The sequence below is a fragment of the Paenibacillus dendritiformis genome, assembly GCF_021654795.1.
Lineage (GTDB): Bacteria > Bacillota > Bacilli > Paenibacillales > Paenibacillaceae > Paenibacillus_B.
In genome coordinates this window covers 2,566,530-2,582,536 of sequence record NZ_AP025344.1, presented here as the reverse complement: position 1 = coordinate 2,582,536, position 16,007 = coordinate 2,566,530, and the positions used below count along the sequence as shown (strand labels likewise).

Sequence of the window (16,007 nt, the reverse complement as noted above, 5' to 3'; positions counted from 1 at the left end):
CCGCTGGCATGTTTGCCGCAGCCCGCTCCTGGTGGGCCCGCACCGGCTTCGTTCGCCGCGCCAGACCCGGCGATTTATGCTTGGACCCCTTCCGCGGCGCTCGCGCTATCCTCGCTCTCCATGCTCTCCAAGTAACGCTCGCAGTCCAGCGCGGCCATGCAGCCCGTGCCTGCGGCGCTAATCGCCTGGCGGTACCGGTTATCCTGCACATCCCCGCAGGCGAATACGCCGGGAATGTTCGTCTCGGTCGTGCCCGGCTTGACGAGCAGATAGCCCTGCTCATCGGCGTGAAGCTGGCCGGCCAGGAACTTCGTGTTCGGCGTATGGCCGATCGCCACGAATATGCCGTCCGTCGCGATGATCTCCTCTTCGCCAGTCTCATTGTTCCGCACCTTCAAGCCGGTGACGCCATGCTCGCCCGCCATCACTTCCAGCGGGGTGCGGTTCAGGGACCAGCGAATCTTGCCGTTCTGGCGCGCCCGTTCCTGCATGATCTTGGAGGCGCGCAGTTCCGTGCGGCGGTGGACCAGCACGACTTCGGAAGCGAAGCGCGTCAGGAAGTTGGCTTCCTCCATCGCGGAGTCGCCGCCGCCGATGACGACAATCTTCTTGTTGCGGAAGAAGAACCCGTCGCAGGTCGCGCACGTGCTGACGCCGCGGCCGACGTTGTCCCTCTCGCCCGGAATGCCGAGATATTTCGCGGAAGCGCCGGTCGATATAATGATCGACTCGGCCTGAATCTTGCCCATCCCTTCGACCGACAAGGTGAACGGCCGCTTGGACAAATCCGTGTCCGTGACCCAGCCGGTACGGAACTCCGCGCCGAAGCGTTCGGCCTGCTTACGCATATTGTCCATCAGTTCCGGCCCCATAATGCCGTCCGGAAATCCGGGGAAATTTTCCACTTCCGTCGTCGTCGTCAACTGGCCTCCGGGCTCCGGCCCTTCGATAATCAGCGGGCTCAGGTTCGCGCGCGCCAAATAAATCGCCGCCGTCAATCCGGCAGGCCCCGTACCGACAATGACCGTCCTGTACATAAGATCATCTCCATCATCTATCGAATCCTATTGAAATGAAATCAGGCTTCCTTGCTTGCAGAACCTATCTTACCATCTCTGCGGCGGTTCATCATGAAGGCTTGATGAAGACACAATGAACCCTTCATGAAGGAATCATGAAGGGTTCATGAAGATGATTCGCTATCGATGTCCTAATCGGCTATCCGGTAGCCGATTCCACGGACCGTGGCAATGTACTTCGGATGCTTCGGCGCGTCGCCGAGCTTCTGGCGGAGGCTTTTGATATGGACATCGATCGCATTGCTGCCGCCCATATACGATTCGCCCCAGACGAACTCCATAATCTGCTGCCGGGTCATGACGCCGCCGCCATTCAGCAGCAGCCCCTTCAGCACGTCGAACTCGGTTCGCGTCAGCTCGATCTTGGCGCCTCCCCGCTGCACCGTGATGCGCTTCAGATCGACCACGACATCCTTGAAGCGCAGCAGCTCGCTGCCCGCTCCCGCCGGCTGGGCATCGTTCCGGCTGGCCAGCTCTTCGATTCGCGCCAGGGCGGCTTCGATCGGGCATGGCCAGATCATCACTTCCCTTCCTTGCTCATCCGGCCCCTTCTCCGAGCCTTCGCCATGAAGCAGCAGGATAGCGCCATGGTTCCCCGGGATCGTGGCGGACGGGTCTGCCGGAACCGCCTTCGTCCGATCGACGATGACCAGATCGCTGTCCATCGTCTGCAACATCGGATCATGCTCCTGATGGAAGAGCAGCACATCATAACAGCGTATCGTTAACGCGACGAACAGCGAGCGGATCGAAGCCGGGAAAGGGCTGACGATCACGATCCGCCGGGTCGTCTCGCAGAATTGCCCCAGTTCATCATCCGCAAGGGTCATTGTCTTTCCGTCATCGACGGAACCGTTGTCTTCGAATGACTGCACGCCGCACACACTCCTTTGCCGATAAACTCCTCTTCGGGGATAGCATGGCAGGCCATGCCGACCCTCCATTTTAGAGTTAGTATTAATATAAGAAGGCGGGGCGCAAAAGTCAACAATAGTCAGTCTCTGCCGGAATAGGCCCATGCTGTGCCGGGCCCCATTTCGCCGTCTATGATATTCGTCACAGACAACCGGAGAGAAACTTGATAGAAAGGAATTATATCATGGCCATACGCAGCTCATTAAGGAGGAATAAGCATGGCGATTGAAGCAATGGGCTCCGCTGCTGTAAGTCAGGATGTTATCATCGATCAGGTAAGGGAAAAATATAACTGCCGGGTGTTAAAATGCGAGGGGCGGCCCGTACTCGAATATACTTCGGAACAGGAACTCGATCAGATAACGGAGTATGTCCGGGAGACGTTCCGCAAAGATCTTCTCGATGTGTTCTTCACGGCGATCCCAAGCCTGCAGCCCGATGAATAGACAACCCTTCCTGCCTTGCCGCCTGCCCCTCTGGCGCAGGATGGCAGCGGCCGCAGGGATCGGCGGTTCAAGGAAGCCGCCCATAAATCCATGACCCCAATGCGCATCCTGCCGGACGGTCCGGCGGGAGGCGCATTTTCTCTGTCCGCGGCGACGCGCTGACGACGATATTCGCCTATAACCGCTCCGCTTGGGCTTCGAATGGGTGTTGCCTGCAGGCAGCCGTGCGACTACAATGGAGTCAACGTATGCCAACGAATGGCAGCGAAAAGGATAAAGCGGGGAGGCGCGGCGATGATTCGAATTGCCCCCATTACGGCCGATCAGCTTGAGGAGTTGGCGGTCTTATATACCGAACTGGATGGCAGCGCGACGAATCGGGAACGGCTGCGGGAGAAATTCGCCCTGCTTCAGGACCACCCGGATTACTTGCTGCTCGGGGCCGTGCATGAATCCGGTCGGCTCGCCGGTTCGGTCATGGGCATTGCATGCCAGGACCTGACCGGGGACTGCCGCCCGTTCATGGTGCTGGAGAACATGATTGTGACCGAGGCGTTCCATCGTTCCGGCATCGGACAAATGCTCGTCCAAGCGGTAGAGCAAGCGGCGCAGGAGCGCGGCTGCCACAGCGTTATGCTCTTCTCCAGCACCTGGCGCAGCGACGCGCACCGCTTCTATGAGAAGCTGGGCTTCTTGAAGGATGCGGCCTATGGCTTCGTCAAGCCGCTATAGACCGGCGGCAGGATCGGCGGACTCGATATACGCCGCTGTCCGATCCGCCGCCGGGGCTAAACCTATTCCCACTGGAACCTTTAAGACAAATCCCAAGCTTCATAAATTTTCGGAACATCCGCAATCAACTGGCTCGTATAGGGATGCTGCGGGCGCAAAATGATCTCCTCCGCCGGGCCGCGCTCCACGATCCGCCCCTGCTCCATAATATAGATCGTATCGCTTACATAATAAGCCAGGCCGACATCATGCGTAATGAACAGAATCGTCATATTGTTGTCTTCCCGCAGCTTCATCAGCATATCCAGTATCGTCGAGCGCGAGCACGCGTCGACCATCGAGGTCGGCTCATCCGCGATCAGCACCTTCGGGTGCAGCATGAAGATGCGCGCGATCATCAGCCGCTGCATCTGGCCGCCGGACAGCTCGAACGGATATTTGTTGTACAGCTCCTTGAACTCCAGGTTGACGAACGAGCAAGCCTCCGTCATCCGCTGCTGCTGCTCCTCCTTCGTCAGCTTCAACCCCTGGAGGCGGATGCAGTCCAGCAGCAGCTTTTCCACCTTATAGAACATATTGAACGCGGCGAACGGATCCTGGAATATCGCCTGGAACTCCTTCCAATACGCCCGCCGCTTCGCATGCGAACGCAGATTGCGGGGCCGGCCCTTATAATCGATGCGCCCCGCCGACTCCCGCAGCAGCCCCATCATGATCTTCGCGAGCGTCGTCTTGCCGCTGCCGCTCTCTCCCACGATCGAGATGATCTCGCCTTCATGAATCGCGAAGTCGACCTCCCGCACCGCCGCCGTGCGCTGCTTGCCATATCCGAATATTTTGCTGACCCGCTCACCGCGCAGCAGAACTTCGCCGCTAGTCTTTGTCACTGGCATACCACTCCCTTAGCGTCCCGGCATCGAACAGACAGCGGTACCGCCGTCCCTCATCCAGCCTGCTTGCGATCGGGGCCTCCCTGCATGCCTCCCGCGCGTATTCGCATCGTTCGGCGAAGCGGCAGCCTGTGATCGGCTGCTTCAGATTCGGGGGCGCCCCCGGAATCGCAGACAGCTTATGCCCCTTCATGCCCGCTTCCGGCACGATGATCGAGCCCATCAGCTTCTTCGTATAAGGATGAACCGGATCGAAGATCATCTGCTCCGCCGTGCCCCGCTCCACAATCTGCCCGGCGTACATCACCATAATCTCGTCGGTGACATGGTACAGGAGCGGCAGCTCATGCGTAATAAAGACGAGCGAGCGAATGAATTTGTTGGCGAGCAGATCCTTCAGCAGCTTGACGACGCTCTTCTGCGAAGTGACGTCCAGCGCCGAGGTAGGCTCATCCGCGATCAGGACGGCCGGATTCAGGATCGTCGAGATCGCGATCACCGTCCGCTGCTTCATGCCGCCCGAGAGCTCACTCGGGAACGCATGCAATACCTTTACCGGCAGATTCAGCGACTCCAGCCGTTCGGCGGCCAATGCCTGCACCTGCTTCCGGCTCAGCTCGGGCCGGTGCTCCTTCATCACATCCTCGATGAAGCGGATAATCCTCTGCGTCGGATTGAGCGCGTTCATCGCCGCCTGTGGAATATAAGCGATGCTTCGGCCCAGTATGCGGGTTCGCAGCTCCTCCCGGCTCAGCTTCATGATGTCCGTGCCGCCGATCGTGATCGAGCCGCTGCGGTAATGCAGCGGCGGAGCGTAGAAGCCCATCAGGCTGAGCGCAAGCGTCGACTTCCCGCAGCCGGATTCCCCCGCGATGCCCAGCGTCTTCCCTTCCTCTAGCGCAAAATCAACCCCGTCCACCGCATGCACTTCCTCCTTCAGCCGTGTCCGGTAATACGTTTTCAAGCCGCTCACTTCCAATATCGGTGTGCTCATAGTCAGCTCCTAATTTTCGGATTGAATATTTCATCCATTCCGGTATTCATCAGATAGAGCGAGAACGTAATGATGGCAATCGCGAACGCCGCCGGGATGAAGGCCCACCAGGCGCCTGCCACCGGCGCCTCGAACACGAGCGCCCAGTTCATCAATATGCCGAGCGAGATCGTGTTGTACGGGCCCAGGCCGAGCATGCTGATCGACGCCTCCGACAAGATGCCGGACGCGGTCTGCAGGACGAACGCCATCACGACATAGGAAGCGATGTACGGCAAAATCTCGAATACGATAATGCGTGAAGTGTTGTGGCCCGATATTTTGGCGATATGAACATGATCCCGGTTCCGCAGCGACACCGTCTGCGCCCGGACGGCGCGCGCCGTCCACGGCCAGCTTGTGATGCCGATAATGAGCGCCGTCACGAGCGAGCTGCGCGAGTCGATGCTGACAGAGACGAGAATGAGGATGATGAAGGACGGAATGACGATGAAGATATTGGTTACCGCCGTCAGCAGATTATCGACGAGCCCGCCGATATAGCCGGAGCAGAGGCCGATGACCAGCCCGAGGACCGTCGCGCATACGCCCGCAATCAGCCCGACCTTGATCGACGTCTTGATGCCATAGACCAATTGAAGGAACACGTCCCGGCCGAAATTATCCGATCCGAGCAGCAAATCTCCGCCCGGCGGCTGGAACGCGAGCGCGATCATCTCCAGCGGATCGTTCCGGTTGATGAGGGGGTAAATGAGAACGAACAGGACCATAACGGAAAAGGTGACGGCGCCCGCCATGAACTTCGGCGATTTCGTCAAAATGCGTATCGAATGGCTCATATTAACGTTCCTCCATTTGAGCCGCCTTGATGCGGGGATCAATCATTCCGTACACGATCTCGATCGTGAAGTTGGCCAGCAGCACGGAGATGGCGATAAGCAGCGTGCAGCCGGAGATCAGCGGATAATCGAGCTGCCGAATCGCGGTGAACAGCCAGGTGCCCAGACCGGGATAGCTGAACACGATCTCGCAGATAAGCGATCCGCCAATCATCGTGCCGATGGACAGGGCTAACCCGGTGATCTGGGGCAGCATCGCATTTTTGAATACATAACCGGCTACGCGGGCATCCCGTATTCCGAGCAGCTTGCTGTACCGTACATAGTCGGAGTTCAGCTCATAGATGGACATCTCTCGCATGCCGATTGCCTGGCCGCCAATCGTGACGAGCACGATGGACAGGAACGGCAGCGTATGATGCCGCAGGACAGAGCCGACGAATTCGAGACTGAACTGCGGCGCCAGCTGGTAGTCGTAGCCTCCCGAGAGCGGGAACCAGTGCAAGGTCAGGCCGAACAGGTACAGCATGATAATGGCCAGCGTGAAGAACGGAATCGAATTGACGAACAGCGCCGCCGGAAAGATGACCTTGTCGTAAATGCCCTTCTTATAGGCGGCTACCGCACCAAGTATATTGCCGATAATCCAGCCGACGAGAATGGCCGGAAGCTGCAGGCCTACCGTCCACGGAACGGCGGAGGCCAAAATCTCGGTTACCTTTTTCGGATACAGCCCGAACGACGTGCCAAGGTCGCCCGCGAACAAATTTTTGACATAAATCAAAAACTGCGTCCCCAGCGGCTGATCGATCCCGAATTCCTGTATGAAGGTCTCGTACACCCGCTTGATCGAATCGCTGTCCGTCATGCCCTTCGTCATCTTCGCCGCAATCATGCTGACCGGATTGCCTTCGATCAGTCTCGGAAGCAGGAAGTTCAGCCCGATAGCAATGATGAAGGTAACTCCATACCAGACCAGCTTTTTGAGAAAATATTTGGAATAGGCATTCAACCGCATCCCTCCTCCGCGCCGTGTATTGGCACATGGCCGCTTCCCTGCCCGGCCTAGTTATGGATCTGGTACAAGGCCTTGATGCCGGCTCCGTCCATCCCAATCTGAGGCGGAATGTTGGTGCCGTCGCCGCTCACCGGGAAGCCCTTCCATACCGATTCATTCACCGTGTGGAATTCCCACGGCCGGTACATCAGCGGAATCGATGGAATGTCCTTCAGCCAGATCTGGGTCAGCTCGGTATACAGCTTCTTCAACTCGGCTTCATCCGAGACAGTCGGGATCTGCTCAATGATGGCATCCGCCCGATCGTTCCGGTACCGCCCCCAATTCCAGAACGCCATCTCGCCCAGCGGAGCGACGCCTTTCGAGTACATAATCGTTCGCGCCCGGTCCCATGGCTGGCTCGGATTCACGCCGCCGGCCGGCGTGTTCATGATGATATCGAACTTCCCGGTCTGGAGGTCGTTCGTCCAGATCGGCGCTTCCGGGAACTTGGTCCGGATCTCGATGCCGATCTTCTTCGCGCTCTGCGCCACAATCTCGAGGGCGGCGTTCCAGTCGGACCAGCCGTACGGGCATTCGATCTCATAAGGCCCGAGCCGGACGCCGTTCAGGACGCGGATGCCGTCCTTCCCCTTCTCGGCCCCGACGCTGTCCAGCAGCGCGTTCGCCCCGTCGATGTCCGTCGACCATTGCAGAGCCCGAATCGCCTCCCAATCGACGTACTTCGCTTCCGCGTCCGTATTGAGGGTGAGCGACGGCTGCATCGGCGCCGAATAGCCGCTTATGGCCAGCTCGGCGATTTTCTGATAGTCGATGCTCATCGCAATCGCTCTTCGCACTTCCGGCTGATCCAGGCCCGGCTTCGACAGGTTGAAGAAAACGGACGGCATCGAGCCCGGCACATAATGCGGCGGATCGGGCAGGAACGTCTTTATCGGCGCTCCGTCCTCCCACATCTTCCATACTTGCGGAATGAACTGCTGCGATACGTCCACTTGACCGCTTTTCAGGGCGAGATCGCCGGCCGCATTGTCCTTGAAAATAATATGCGTAATGTATTTCGGCGCAGGCAGCTTGCCGAACAAGGCCTGGCCCCAATAGTTGTCATCGCGGACAAGCGTTATCTTTTGATCGTTGTAGAAATGCATCTTGTACGGCCCCGTCCCAATCGGATCCGCATTCACTTCCTTGCGCAGCGCCGACAGATCATTGTTCGCCTTTTTCTCCAGCTCCTCCCAAATATGCTTCGGCAGCATCGGGATCAAGACAATGCTGTCGAGAACGGTCAGCTTATTCGGGTTCGAAGGCTTCAGCTTAATCTGTACGGTATTGGTCCCCTCGGCCGTGACGTCCTCTATATACGTCCAGAAGCTGCTCCAGTTAATGTCGTACCTCTTGCCCAGGCCGTACGTATACACGACATCGTCCGCTGTGAAGGGCTGCCCGTCGCTCCACGCGGCCTTCGGGTTCAGGCCGATGCGCAGCGTCAGATCGTCCGTCCATTCAAATTCGGTTCCGAGCAGAGGTTCAATCCCGCCGTCCAGCTGGTTGATCATGAACATCGTCTCGTAGACGAGCTCGCGCGCGCTCCCGTATTCGATCGGAAAAGACGGGTTGCCGCTTAACAGGTTGAAGTTGGTCGGAGGCCCCCACTGCAAGCCGTTCACATACAACGTCTCCTGACGCGGCGTCTCCTTCGCCCCCTCAGCGGGCGTCTTCGGATCGGATGACGGCGGCGGGGCCGCCTTCGAACCGCCTCCCGGGTCGGCGGACTGGCTGACCGGCGGAGGCGTCGCCCCTCCCGTGCATCCGGCAAGCAGCAATAGAGCCACCACGGTTGCCAAGATAGGACGAAATGCGCTGACAAGCTTCATCGGAATCCCTCCATTCTCTCCTGCACGGAAGACACAAGCGTTGCGCCTCTTTATTGGAAGCGATTACAATCAATAGTGCCCTCCGAGATGAACCCATTGTATTCGTTCCCCTTCAGTATTATGTCAAGGACAATTCCCGGCTGCGGCCAAATTGATATGCCGAGTCCATCTTGCGGAAGAACGCGGCTGCGGAGCGCAGCGTTCGCCTTGCTTCAGGCGTTCAACCGGCTGCAACGAAACAGACGGCCGCAGCGTATGGCAGGGCGCATTCTATCCGCCCTGCTGTATGGTTGGCGCGATTCAGCTCTCCGTCCTTTTACGAAGGAAAATCGGAAGAAATGTCTTTCAAATAGTGGACACTATATTACAAAAGAGATAGTCATTTCCCAGCGGCAGATTCCCTATATATTGAATAAAACAAACTGTCCATAACTATATAATGATTTTTTCTTACATCCAAGCAAATCCCCCTTTTGTCCGCTTTGTATAGACAGTTCCACTATTTTTCCATCCACAGAGGACAACATTTTCGCGCCCCGTCTGACACGGCTGCATCGATTTCGGGACGGATCATAACGAAAGACCGCCCTTGCGCGGGGCGGTCTTCCTTCACTCTTGATTATGCGAGATGATCGTCACGCCTTCCAGATGGTCGGCGCGTGCCTTCATATCCTTCGTTAGCTTCAGCCACTCGGTATTGGCCAGCACCCGCTCCGGAGGCGGATCCATCCAGCCGTCCTTCGTCTCTCCGTATGCCTGCTTCAGATGGAGCAGCGCCATCTGCGTCTCCGGGATGGACAACTGCGCATAGGCCGCGTCATCGAACACCAATATCAGTTCGGCATAGGCGGTATTGCGCACATGTCCGATCCAGCTGTTGCTCCCGTATTGCAGGGCGATCTCCTGTCCTCCGACGTTGAACCGCTTCACATCCTTCATCGTCGGGTGCCCGAACAGAAGCGTCTGGCCCGCTTCCGCGTCCGGGAGCGACTTGATCGGATCGGAGCTCCAGACGTCATCACTATTATCGGCCTTGCGAATAATACCGGTTCTGACGACGCTGTCTGCGGTCGTCCGGCTCATGATCAAGATCTGCTTCTCTTCCGTCTCCGTTCTCTTCGCCGGATACCACTCGCTTGCCGCGATAGCATCGCGATGCCGCTCCGCGGCTTGCTCCAATACCGCTTTCTCCCCGAGGAGCAGAATGCCGTTCCGCGGCTCGTCCTTCGTTCCCCCTCCGAACAAGCTGCAAGCGCTAAGTAGGCCGATGGCCAGAATAGCGGCCAATCCTCTTGTCCAACCCCGAATTGTTGTCATGAATGCCTCTCCCTCTCTCCTATCCTCGCTATCTTCGTATTCCCGCTTTACCATTGCGGCCCTCTCTTGCTCTCATCCTGTTCTCATCTCGCGCCGCTGTCTCCGCCTTACTTGATTTTCCCGTACAAATGATTCAAATACCGCCAGCGGATAACAAAGAAATAAAGCGTCTGCATGGTAAGAAAGCTAATAAAGATAATGACAGCCGACGTTGCCACGGAAAAGCTGACGAGCTGCTGCAGCGCGATGAAGGCGACACTGCTGTGAATGATGGCGACGCCGATCGGCAGGTAGAACATAAGCAGCAACTGGCGCGTCACCATCTTTTTCAGCTCCTTGCGGCTCAAGCCAACCTTCGCGATCATCCGATACTGCCGCTCATCCCGATCCAGATCGGCGTACAGCCGGAAGTAGAGCAAGCTTGCCGCGAAGGTGAAAAACACGACGCCGACCAGCACACTGACGATCAGCAGCAGCCCATTGCCCTGCTTCATCTGAAGCCAGTCGAAGATATGGGCTTCCAGCCTGAAATTCTGGTCCGGATGCAGCTTCGAATCCTTCTCCATCTGATCCAGCAGCTGCTGGGAGACGACTTTCGATTTCTCCCAATGGTCGACGACGAACAGGAAGTAAGTTGTGGGAGCACCGTTCACGCCAGGGATGCGCTCGAAGCTCGCGTCGCTCACGATCAGGAGCGTGCTGTATTCCGGGTAGACGATATGCGTTCCCAGCTTCGCAATGCGGAAATCAGCGCTCCATTCCCCTTCCACAATGTCTACCGGCCCGTAGTCTTGCGCAGACGCGTTCTTGTACTGGGTCTGCAAATTGACACTCGTCGGAACGAGCATCCCCTCATCATCGCCTAATGTCTCCATTTCATAGCCGAGCGCGGCAGCCAGGCCGTTATACTCGCTAAGCTTCATGATGAGCAGCCCGTTATCGGAATACCACGGCGCAACGCTGCTCATCCGATACGTGAAATTCGCTTCGGACAACGCCTTCCCGATGGCGGCGAGATGTTCCTGCTCGCGATCGTTGCCTTCATTGGAAATATAGGTAAAGGCATACGGATTCATCATCTCCTGCAAGCCGGGATCGCCAATCGACATCGAAGTTCCGATACCGGTGAAGGCGACGGCCGAAATAATGGCGACCATGAAGAACATGACCGCATTGTCCTTCATCCGGTAGGCCAGCTCCGACAGCGTCAGCAAATTCGTCTTATGAAAATAGAGCTTCACGCGCTTCTTCAACGCACGGATGGCGTACACGCTAAGCTGCGTGAACAGCCAGTAGGTCCCGGCCACGACGAGCGTCACCCCGCCGAACAGCAGCAAGAACGAGAAGATTCGCCCAACGGCGAACATCATGACGCAGTAATAGCCAAGTCCGATCAGAACGGCCGCCAGCAAAGACAGCCATAATGAAGCCTTCGGTTCGGGCTTCGGCTTCTCCTCCGACTTCAACAGCTCGACCAGTTGCTCCGTCTTGCGGATGCGGGACGTAAACAGCGCGATAAGGAGGAACAGCACCAGGAAGGCGCCGGCGGTCGTCCAGATCGCCCGCAGCGGAATGTAGAAGCGCAGCCCCTCGTAGATAACCAGCATCTTCGCGCAGATCAACAGCGTCAGCTTCGCGAAGATCAATCCGACCGCGATACCGGTCACAATGGCGGCGGTGCCGATAATCATATTCTCGACGAAGATAAGCTGCCTTAGCTGCCGGCGCGAGATGCCAAGCACGAGGAGCAGCCCGAATTCCTTTTTGCGGTTTTTCAGAAACGCGCTCACCGAATAGAACAAATAAATAAACGAGAATACAAAAATCATGACCTGCGAAATTCTCATCCCCATCGTGCTGAGTACGCTCATCGTCTCGCTTGTCGAGCGGAGCTGGCCCTGAAGATCCGGATGGAACAGCAGCAGGGCATAGGTGAAAAAGATCATGACCGAGAACGCGCTGCTCAGAAAATGGGCGATATATGTCCGCTTGTTGCGGACAATGTTGTTATACGCGAATTGGCGAAAATTCATGGCCGTTCCCTCCCAACAGCGACAGCACATTCAAAATCTTCTGGTAGAAGGCAGATCGGCTGTCGCCGCAGTACACCTCGTTATGGAGCCGGCCGTCCTTGATGAACACGACGCGATCGCAGTAACTCGCTGCCACCGGATCATGAGTAACCAGCATCATCGTCGCCTCATCCTCCTTGTTGAGCTGGCTCAGCAGTTCCATGACGTCGCGCGCCGCCTTGGAGTCCAGGTTCCCGGTCGGTTCATCGGCCAGCACCAGCTTCGGCTCATGGATGAGCGCGCGGGCGATGGCGGCGCGCTGCGCCTGGCCGCCCGAGATCTCGTAGGTGCGCTTCTCCATGATGTCGGCGATGCCCAGCTTGCCGGCAATCCGATCGGCCCGTTCCCGCATCTGTGCAATGTCCGCACCGTCCAGCGTCAGCGGCAGCATTATATTTTCCCTCACGGTCAAGGTCTGAAGAAGGTTGAAGGACTGGAACACGAAGCCCAGTTCGCGGCGCCGGAATACGGCCAGCTCATCCATCGACAGGTTGTGCGGTTCTTTCCCGTCGATCCACACCTCTCCCGAGGTCGGGACATCGATAGTGGACACGAGATTGAGCAGCGTCGTCTTGCCGCTCCCGGACGGACCCATAATCCCGACGAACTCCCCTTTTTGAATCGTCAGATCGATATTGCTCAATGCTTCATAAGACACCATTCCCTTATATATTTTGCTTAGGTTCTTGACTCGCAAAATTTCCATCGTGCTTGACCAGCCTCCTTGATTCGATAGCTTGCATCTTTTGGAACGCCCAGTGTCTCGAGCGTAGAAGCTTATGATCCTAGTGTAATCCTGTTTTCCCTTTCGTCCTATTGCTGAATCTTTCAAAAACTCTACACCTTTGTAAGATTCGATCCAAATGATGGTTGATAAAACAAAAAACCGACAAGGGATCGCTCCCTCATCGGTCGTTCAAGTATGAGCGAACGGGAAAATAATCCGGACCGTCGTGCCTTGGCCCTCCTCGGATTCCAGTTCGATCTCATGATTCAGCTTGCCGATAATCTCCTTCGCCAAATACAATCCCATGCCGGTCGATTCTTTATATTTCCGGCCATTCTCCCCCGTAAAAAAGGGCTGGAACACCCGCTTCACATCCTGCTTCGGTATGCCGGCTCCGCGATCCGTCACTTCAAGGACGACGGCCCTCCCTTCCGTATAGGCGGTTGCGGTTACTTTCGTGCGGCTGCCGGCCGAATACTTGATCGCGTTCGTGACAATCTGCTGCAGGACGAAGCGCAGCCACTTCACATCCGTCTCGACCGTCAGCTCCGGATCGATCTGAATATCCGGATAGACATAGCTGCGGATGAAATAACGCTTATTCTCGTGCACGACCTCATGAACGATGTCGCGCAATGATTTCTTCTCCACATGGAAGTCATGCTCGAACGTATCGAGCCGCGCCATATAAAGCACCATTTCGAGCCCGCGCTTCATCTGATCGGCTTCCTCCGAGATGCTGGCAAGCTTCGGATCCTCCGCATCCTGCGTTATCAGCTCAATGACCGAGAGCGGGGTCTTCATCTGATGGACCCATTGGTTCATGAAGGCCAGATGCTCCTGCTGCTTCCGCTCCCACACCTTCAGCTGCTGTTGATAATAGCGGTATTGGTGATCGATGGTCTCGTCCACCGCCCGGGACAACGGAGCCGCGTCCGCGAGCTGAATCGTGGAAGTCAGCGAAGCCGGCGGATCGGTCAGCCGCTTGTACATGAGCCGATGAGTCGCGTAGCGGTACCCGAGATACAGGGCGAAGACGAAAAGGCCGAGGAACAGCGCATACGCCGCAGTCAGCGGACGATCATACCCGTCATACCAGAAGACCAGCAGGACGAGCAGCAGCTGGAGGCAGGTGAATCCGGCCAACGGAAGATGCTCACGCCAGAACAGATTCATAGGGCTTGCTCATCCTCCCAGGTCACGTTCAGCCGGTAGCCGACGCCGCGCACGGTCTCCAGGGCGTCACCGATGCCGAGCTCCGCCAGCTTCTTGCGGACCCGCGTAATATTGACGCTTAGCGTGTTGTCATCGACGAACGAGTCATCCCACAGCTTGTCCAGAATCAGCTCCCGGGTGACGGCGCGGGGACAGCGCTCCAGCAGCGTCTCGACCAGAATCGCTTCCTTCTTCGTCAGCATAATCGTCTTCCCGTCCAGACGCAGCTCCAGCCGCTCGGGATAGAGCGCCAGCCCGTATCGTTCCACCGTGCGCTCGTCCGCCTTGACCGCATAATCGCCGTATACCCGCCGCAGCGTGCTGCGAATCTTCGCCAGCACGATCTCCGAATGGAATGGCTTCGTAATATAGTCATCCCCTCCGTTCTCTAACGCCATCACTTGATCCATCTCTCCGCTTCGCGCCGAAATGAACAGGATCGGACAGGTCGAGACGGTGCGGATCTGGCGGCACCAGTAGTACCCGTCGAAGCTGGGCAGATTGACGTCCAACAGGACGACATGCGGCTGAATGTCCTTGAATTGATCGAGCACCCGATCGAACTCTTCGACGATAATGCCTTGGTCGCCGTATTTTTCAATATGAGATTGCAATAAGTGCGCGATTTTCGGATCGTCCTCGACGATCATGATTTTATACAAGTTCAATGCTCCTTCCTTCCATGCCGCGCGGCCCGTGCCGGGGCATTTGCTTGCAATTCGCTCCGAACCAAGAATGAACCGAATGTAGCATATACGGGGCGAGAAATCAATCGGCCGCGCCCCGCCTTGAGACTCTTTTCGGCGGCCGGAGAGGCGAACTTACTTGACAACATCGCCCATTTTGGAACATGATATGTGAGTCTATTATCTTATCAATATTCCAGTTGAAGTTATTAATCGGAGCGAGAGGTAGAACGATGCATAACCTGAGTCCCTATATCACTATGAAGCGGTCGGAATGGGCCCGCTTGAACGGCCAATCCCATCTGTCGGTGACCGCCGAACAGTTCAATCAGCTGAAGGGATTGAACGAGCGTATCGCCCTGGACGAACTGGAGGAGGTCTATCTTCCGCTGGCGAAGCTCCTTCATATCTACGTGACCGCGGCGCAGCATTTGAAGGCGTCGTCGTCTTCCTTCCTGGGCACCGCCACCGAGAACGTTCCTTATATTATCGGAATTGCCGGTAGCGTCGCCGCAGGGAAGAGCACGACCGCCCGGCTTCTCCAAGCGCTGCTGTCCCAATATGATGAACACCCCCGCGTCGACATCGTGACGACGGATGGCTTCCTGTACCCGAACCGGACGCTCGAGGAACGGGGCATGATGAATAAGAAAGGCTTTCCCGAGAGCTACGACACGAAGCGGCTCCTTCGCTTCCTGATGGATATCAAGTCAGGCGTGAGCGAGGTGCATGCGCCGGTCTATTCGCATCTGTCCTATGACATCGTGCCCGAAGAGCGCATTGCCGTGTGCCAGCCGGATATTCTTATCGTCGAAGGCATCAACGTGCTGCAGGTCAGCAAGGAAGCGAGCGTGTTCGTCAGCGACTTTTTCGATTTCTCCATCTATGTCGACGCGCGGGAGCATGACCTGGAGACATGGTATATTGAGCGCTTTCTCCTGCTGCGGGACACCGCCTTCCGCAATCCGGATTCCTACTTCCACCGCTATGCTGGCTTGACCGAGGAAGAAGCGGTTCAGCGGGCGAAGAACATCTGGCGGGACATCAATCAGGTCAATCTGGTCGAAAATATACTGCCTACCCGCTACCGCGCCAAGCTCATATTAAGCAAAGCCGCCGATCATCGGATCCGCGACATTCTTCTGCGCAAATAACATCATGAGATGACTCCCCGGATGTTCATCCGGCCAGACAAGAGCAGCC

General features: G+C 56.9%; 15 protein-coding genes. 3 read left to right on the top strand and 12 right to left on the bottom strand.

Annotation, left to right across the window (positions count from 1 at the left end; translation table 11 throughout):
* Positions 1 to 74: 74 nt before the first annotated feature.
* Together trxB and L6439_RS11295 are read right to left on the bottom strand one after the other, a co-directional pair.
* Positions 75 to 1,037 (bottom strand): thioredoxin-disulfide reductase, encoded by a 963-nt coding sequence (trxB, locus tag L6439_RS11300; RefSeq protein WP_213469749.1) that lies wholly within the window; start codon positions 1,035 to 1,037, stop codon positions 75 to 77.
* Between the two features lie 173 nt (positions 1,038 to 1,210).
* Entirely contained in the window at positions 1,211 to 1,954 is a 744-nt protein-coding gene (locus L6439_RS11295; protein WP_213469748.1) for a winged helix-turn-helix domain-containing protein, read from the bottom strand.
* 258 nt (positions 1,955 to 2,212) lie between these two features.
* Between L6439_RS11295 and L6439_RS11290 the strand changes: the two genes are divergently transcribed.
* Both L6439_RS11290 and L6439_RS11285 read left to right on the top strand, forming a co-directional pair.
* On the top strand, positions 2,213 to 2,440 hold the full coding sequence (locus tag L6439_RS11290) for a hypothetical protein (protein WP_168182996.1): 228 nt from the start codon (positions 2,213 to 2,215) through the stop codon (positions 2,438 to 2,440).
* A gap of 294 nt (positions 2,441 to 2,734) precedes the next feature.
* On the top strand, positions 2,735 to 3,172 hold the full coding sequence (locus L6439_RS11285; protein WP_213469747.1) for a GNAT family N-acetyltransferase: 438 nt from the start codon (positions 2,735 to 2,737) through the stop codon (positions 3,170 to 3,172).
* Between the two features lie 80 nt (positions 3,173 to 3,252).
* On the opposite strand, the gene L6439_RS11280 is transcribed toward L6439_RS11285, so the two are convergent.
* From L6439_RS11280 to L6439_RS11235, 10 genes are all read right to left on the bottom strand, one after another.
* Positions 3,253 to 4,065, bottom strand: a complete 813-nt coding sequence (locus L6439_RS11280) for an ABC transporter ATP-binding protein (RefSeq protein ID WP_213469746.1) — start codon at positions 4,063 to 4,065, stop codon at positions 3,253 to 3,255.
* Positions 4,046 to 5,056: an ABC transporter ATP-binding protein gene (locus L6439_RS11275; protein ID WP_213469745.1), complete on the bottom strand. Its 1,011-nt coding sequence runs from the start codon at positions 5,054 to 5,056 to the stop codon at positions 4,046 to 4,048. Before L6439_RS11275 ends, L6439_RS11280 begins: the two co-directional genes overlap by 20 nt.
* A 2-nt stretch (positions 5,057 to 5,058) precedes the next feature.
* Complete coding sequence (locus L6439_RS11270; protein ID WP_213469744.1) at positions 5,059 to 5,895, bottom strand: ABC transporter permease; 837 nt, start codon at positions 5,893 to 5,895, stop codon at positions 5,059 to 5,061.
* A 1-nt stretch (position 5,896) separates the two neighbouring features.
* Positions 5,897 to 6,907 carry an ABC transporter permease gene (locus L6439_RS11265; protein WP_168181294.1) on the bottom strand — a complete coding sequence of 337 codons (1,011 nt, stop codon included), beginning with the start codon at positions 6,905 to 6,907 and terminating at the stop codon, positions 5,897 to 5,899.
* 53 nt (positions 6,908 to 6,960) lie between these two features.
* Positions 6,961 to 8,787, bottom strand: a complete 1,827-nt coding sequence (locus L6439_RS11260; RefSeq protein WP_213469743.1) for an ABC transporter substrate-binding protein — start codon at positions 8,785 to 8,787, stop codon at positions 6,961 to 6,963.
* 609 nt (positions 8,788 to 9,396) lie between these two features.
* Positions 9,397 to 10,104, bottom strand: coding sequence for a lipoprotein BA_5634 family protein (locus tag L6439_RS11255; RefSeq protein WP_213469742.1), 708 nt, complete (start codon positions 10,102 to 10,104; stop codon positions 9,397 to 9,399).
* A gap of 107 nt (positions 10,105 to 10,211) precedes the next feature.
* The gene (locus L6439_RS11250; RefSeq protein WP_213469741.1) at positions 10,212 to 12,137 is read right to left on the bottom strand and encodes an ABC transporter permease; all 1,926 of its coding nucleotides are present in this window, start codon (positions 12,135 to 12,137) and stop codon (positions 10,212 to 10,214) included.
* Positions 12,112 to 12,882, bottom strand: coding sequence for an ABC transporter ATP-binding protein (locus L6439_RS11245; RefSeq protein WP_213469740.1), 771 nt, complete (start codon positions 12,880 to 12,882; stop codon positions 12,112 to 12,114). The genes L6439_RS11250 and L6439_RS11245 overlap by 26 nt, the downstream gene beginning before the upstream one ends.
* Positions 12,883 to 13,092: 210 nt before the next feature.
* Positions 13,093 to 14,079: a sensor histidine kinase gene (locus L6439_RS11240; RefSeq protein WP_213469739.1), complete on the bottom strand. Its 987-nt coding sequence runs from the start codon at positions 14,077 to 14,079 to the stop codon at positions 13,093 to 13,095.
* Positions 14,076 to 14,780 (bottom strand): response regulator transcription factor, encoded by a 705-nt coding sequence (locus L6439_RS11235; RefSeq protein ID WP_168181288.1) that lies wholly within the window; start codon positions 14,778 to 14,780, stop codon positions 14,076 to 14,078. Before L6439_RS11235 ends, L6439_RS11240 begins: the two co-directional genes overlap by 4 nt.
* A gap of 257 nt (positions 14,781 to 15,037) precedes the next feature.
* Here L6439_RS11235 and coaA point away from each other — a divergent pair, with 257 nt between their 5' ends.
* Complete coding sequence (gene coaA, locus L6439_RS11230) at positions 15,038 to 15,958, top strand: type I pantothenate kinase (RefSeq protein WP_168181287.1); 921 nt, start codon at positions 15,038 to 15,040, stop codon at positions 15,956 to 15,958.
* Positions 15,959 to 16,007: the final 49 nt, after the last annotated feature.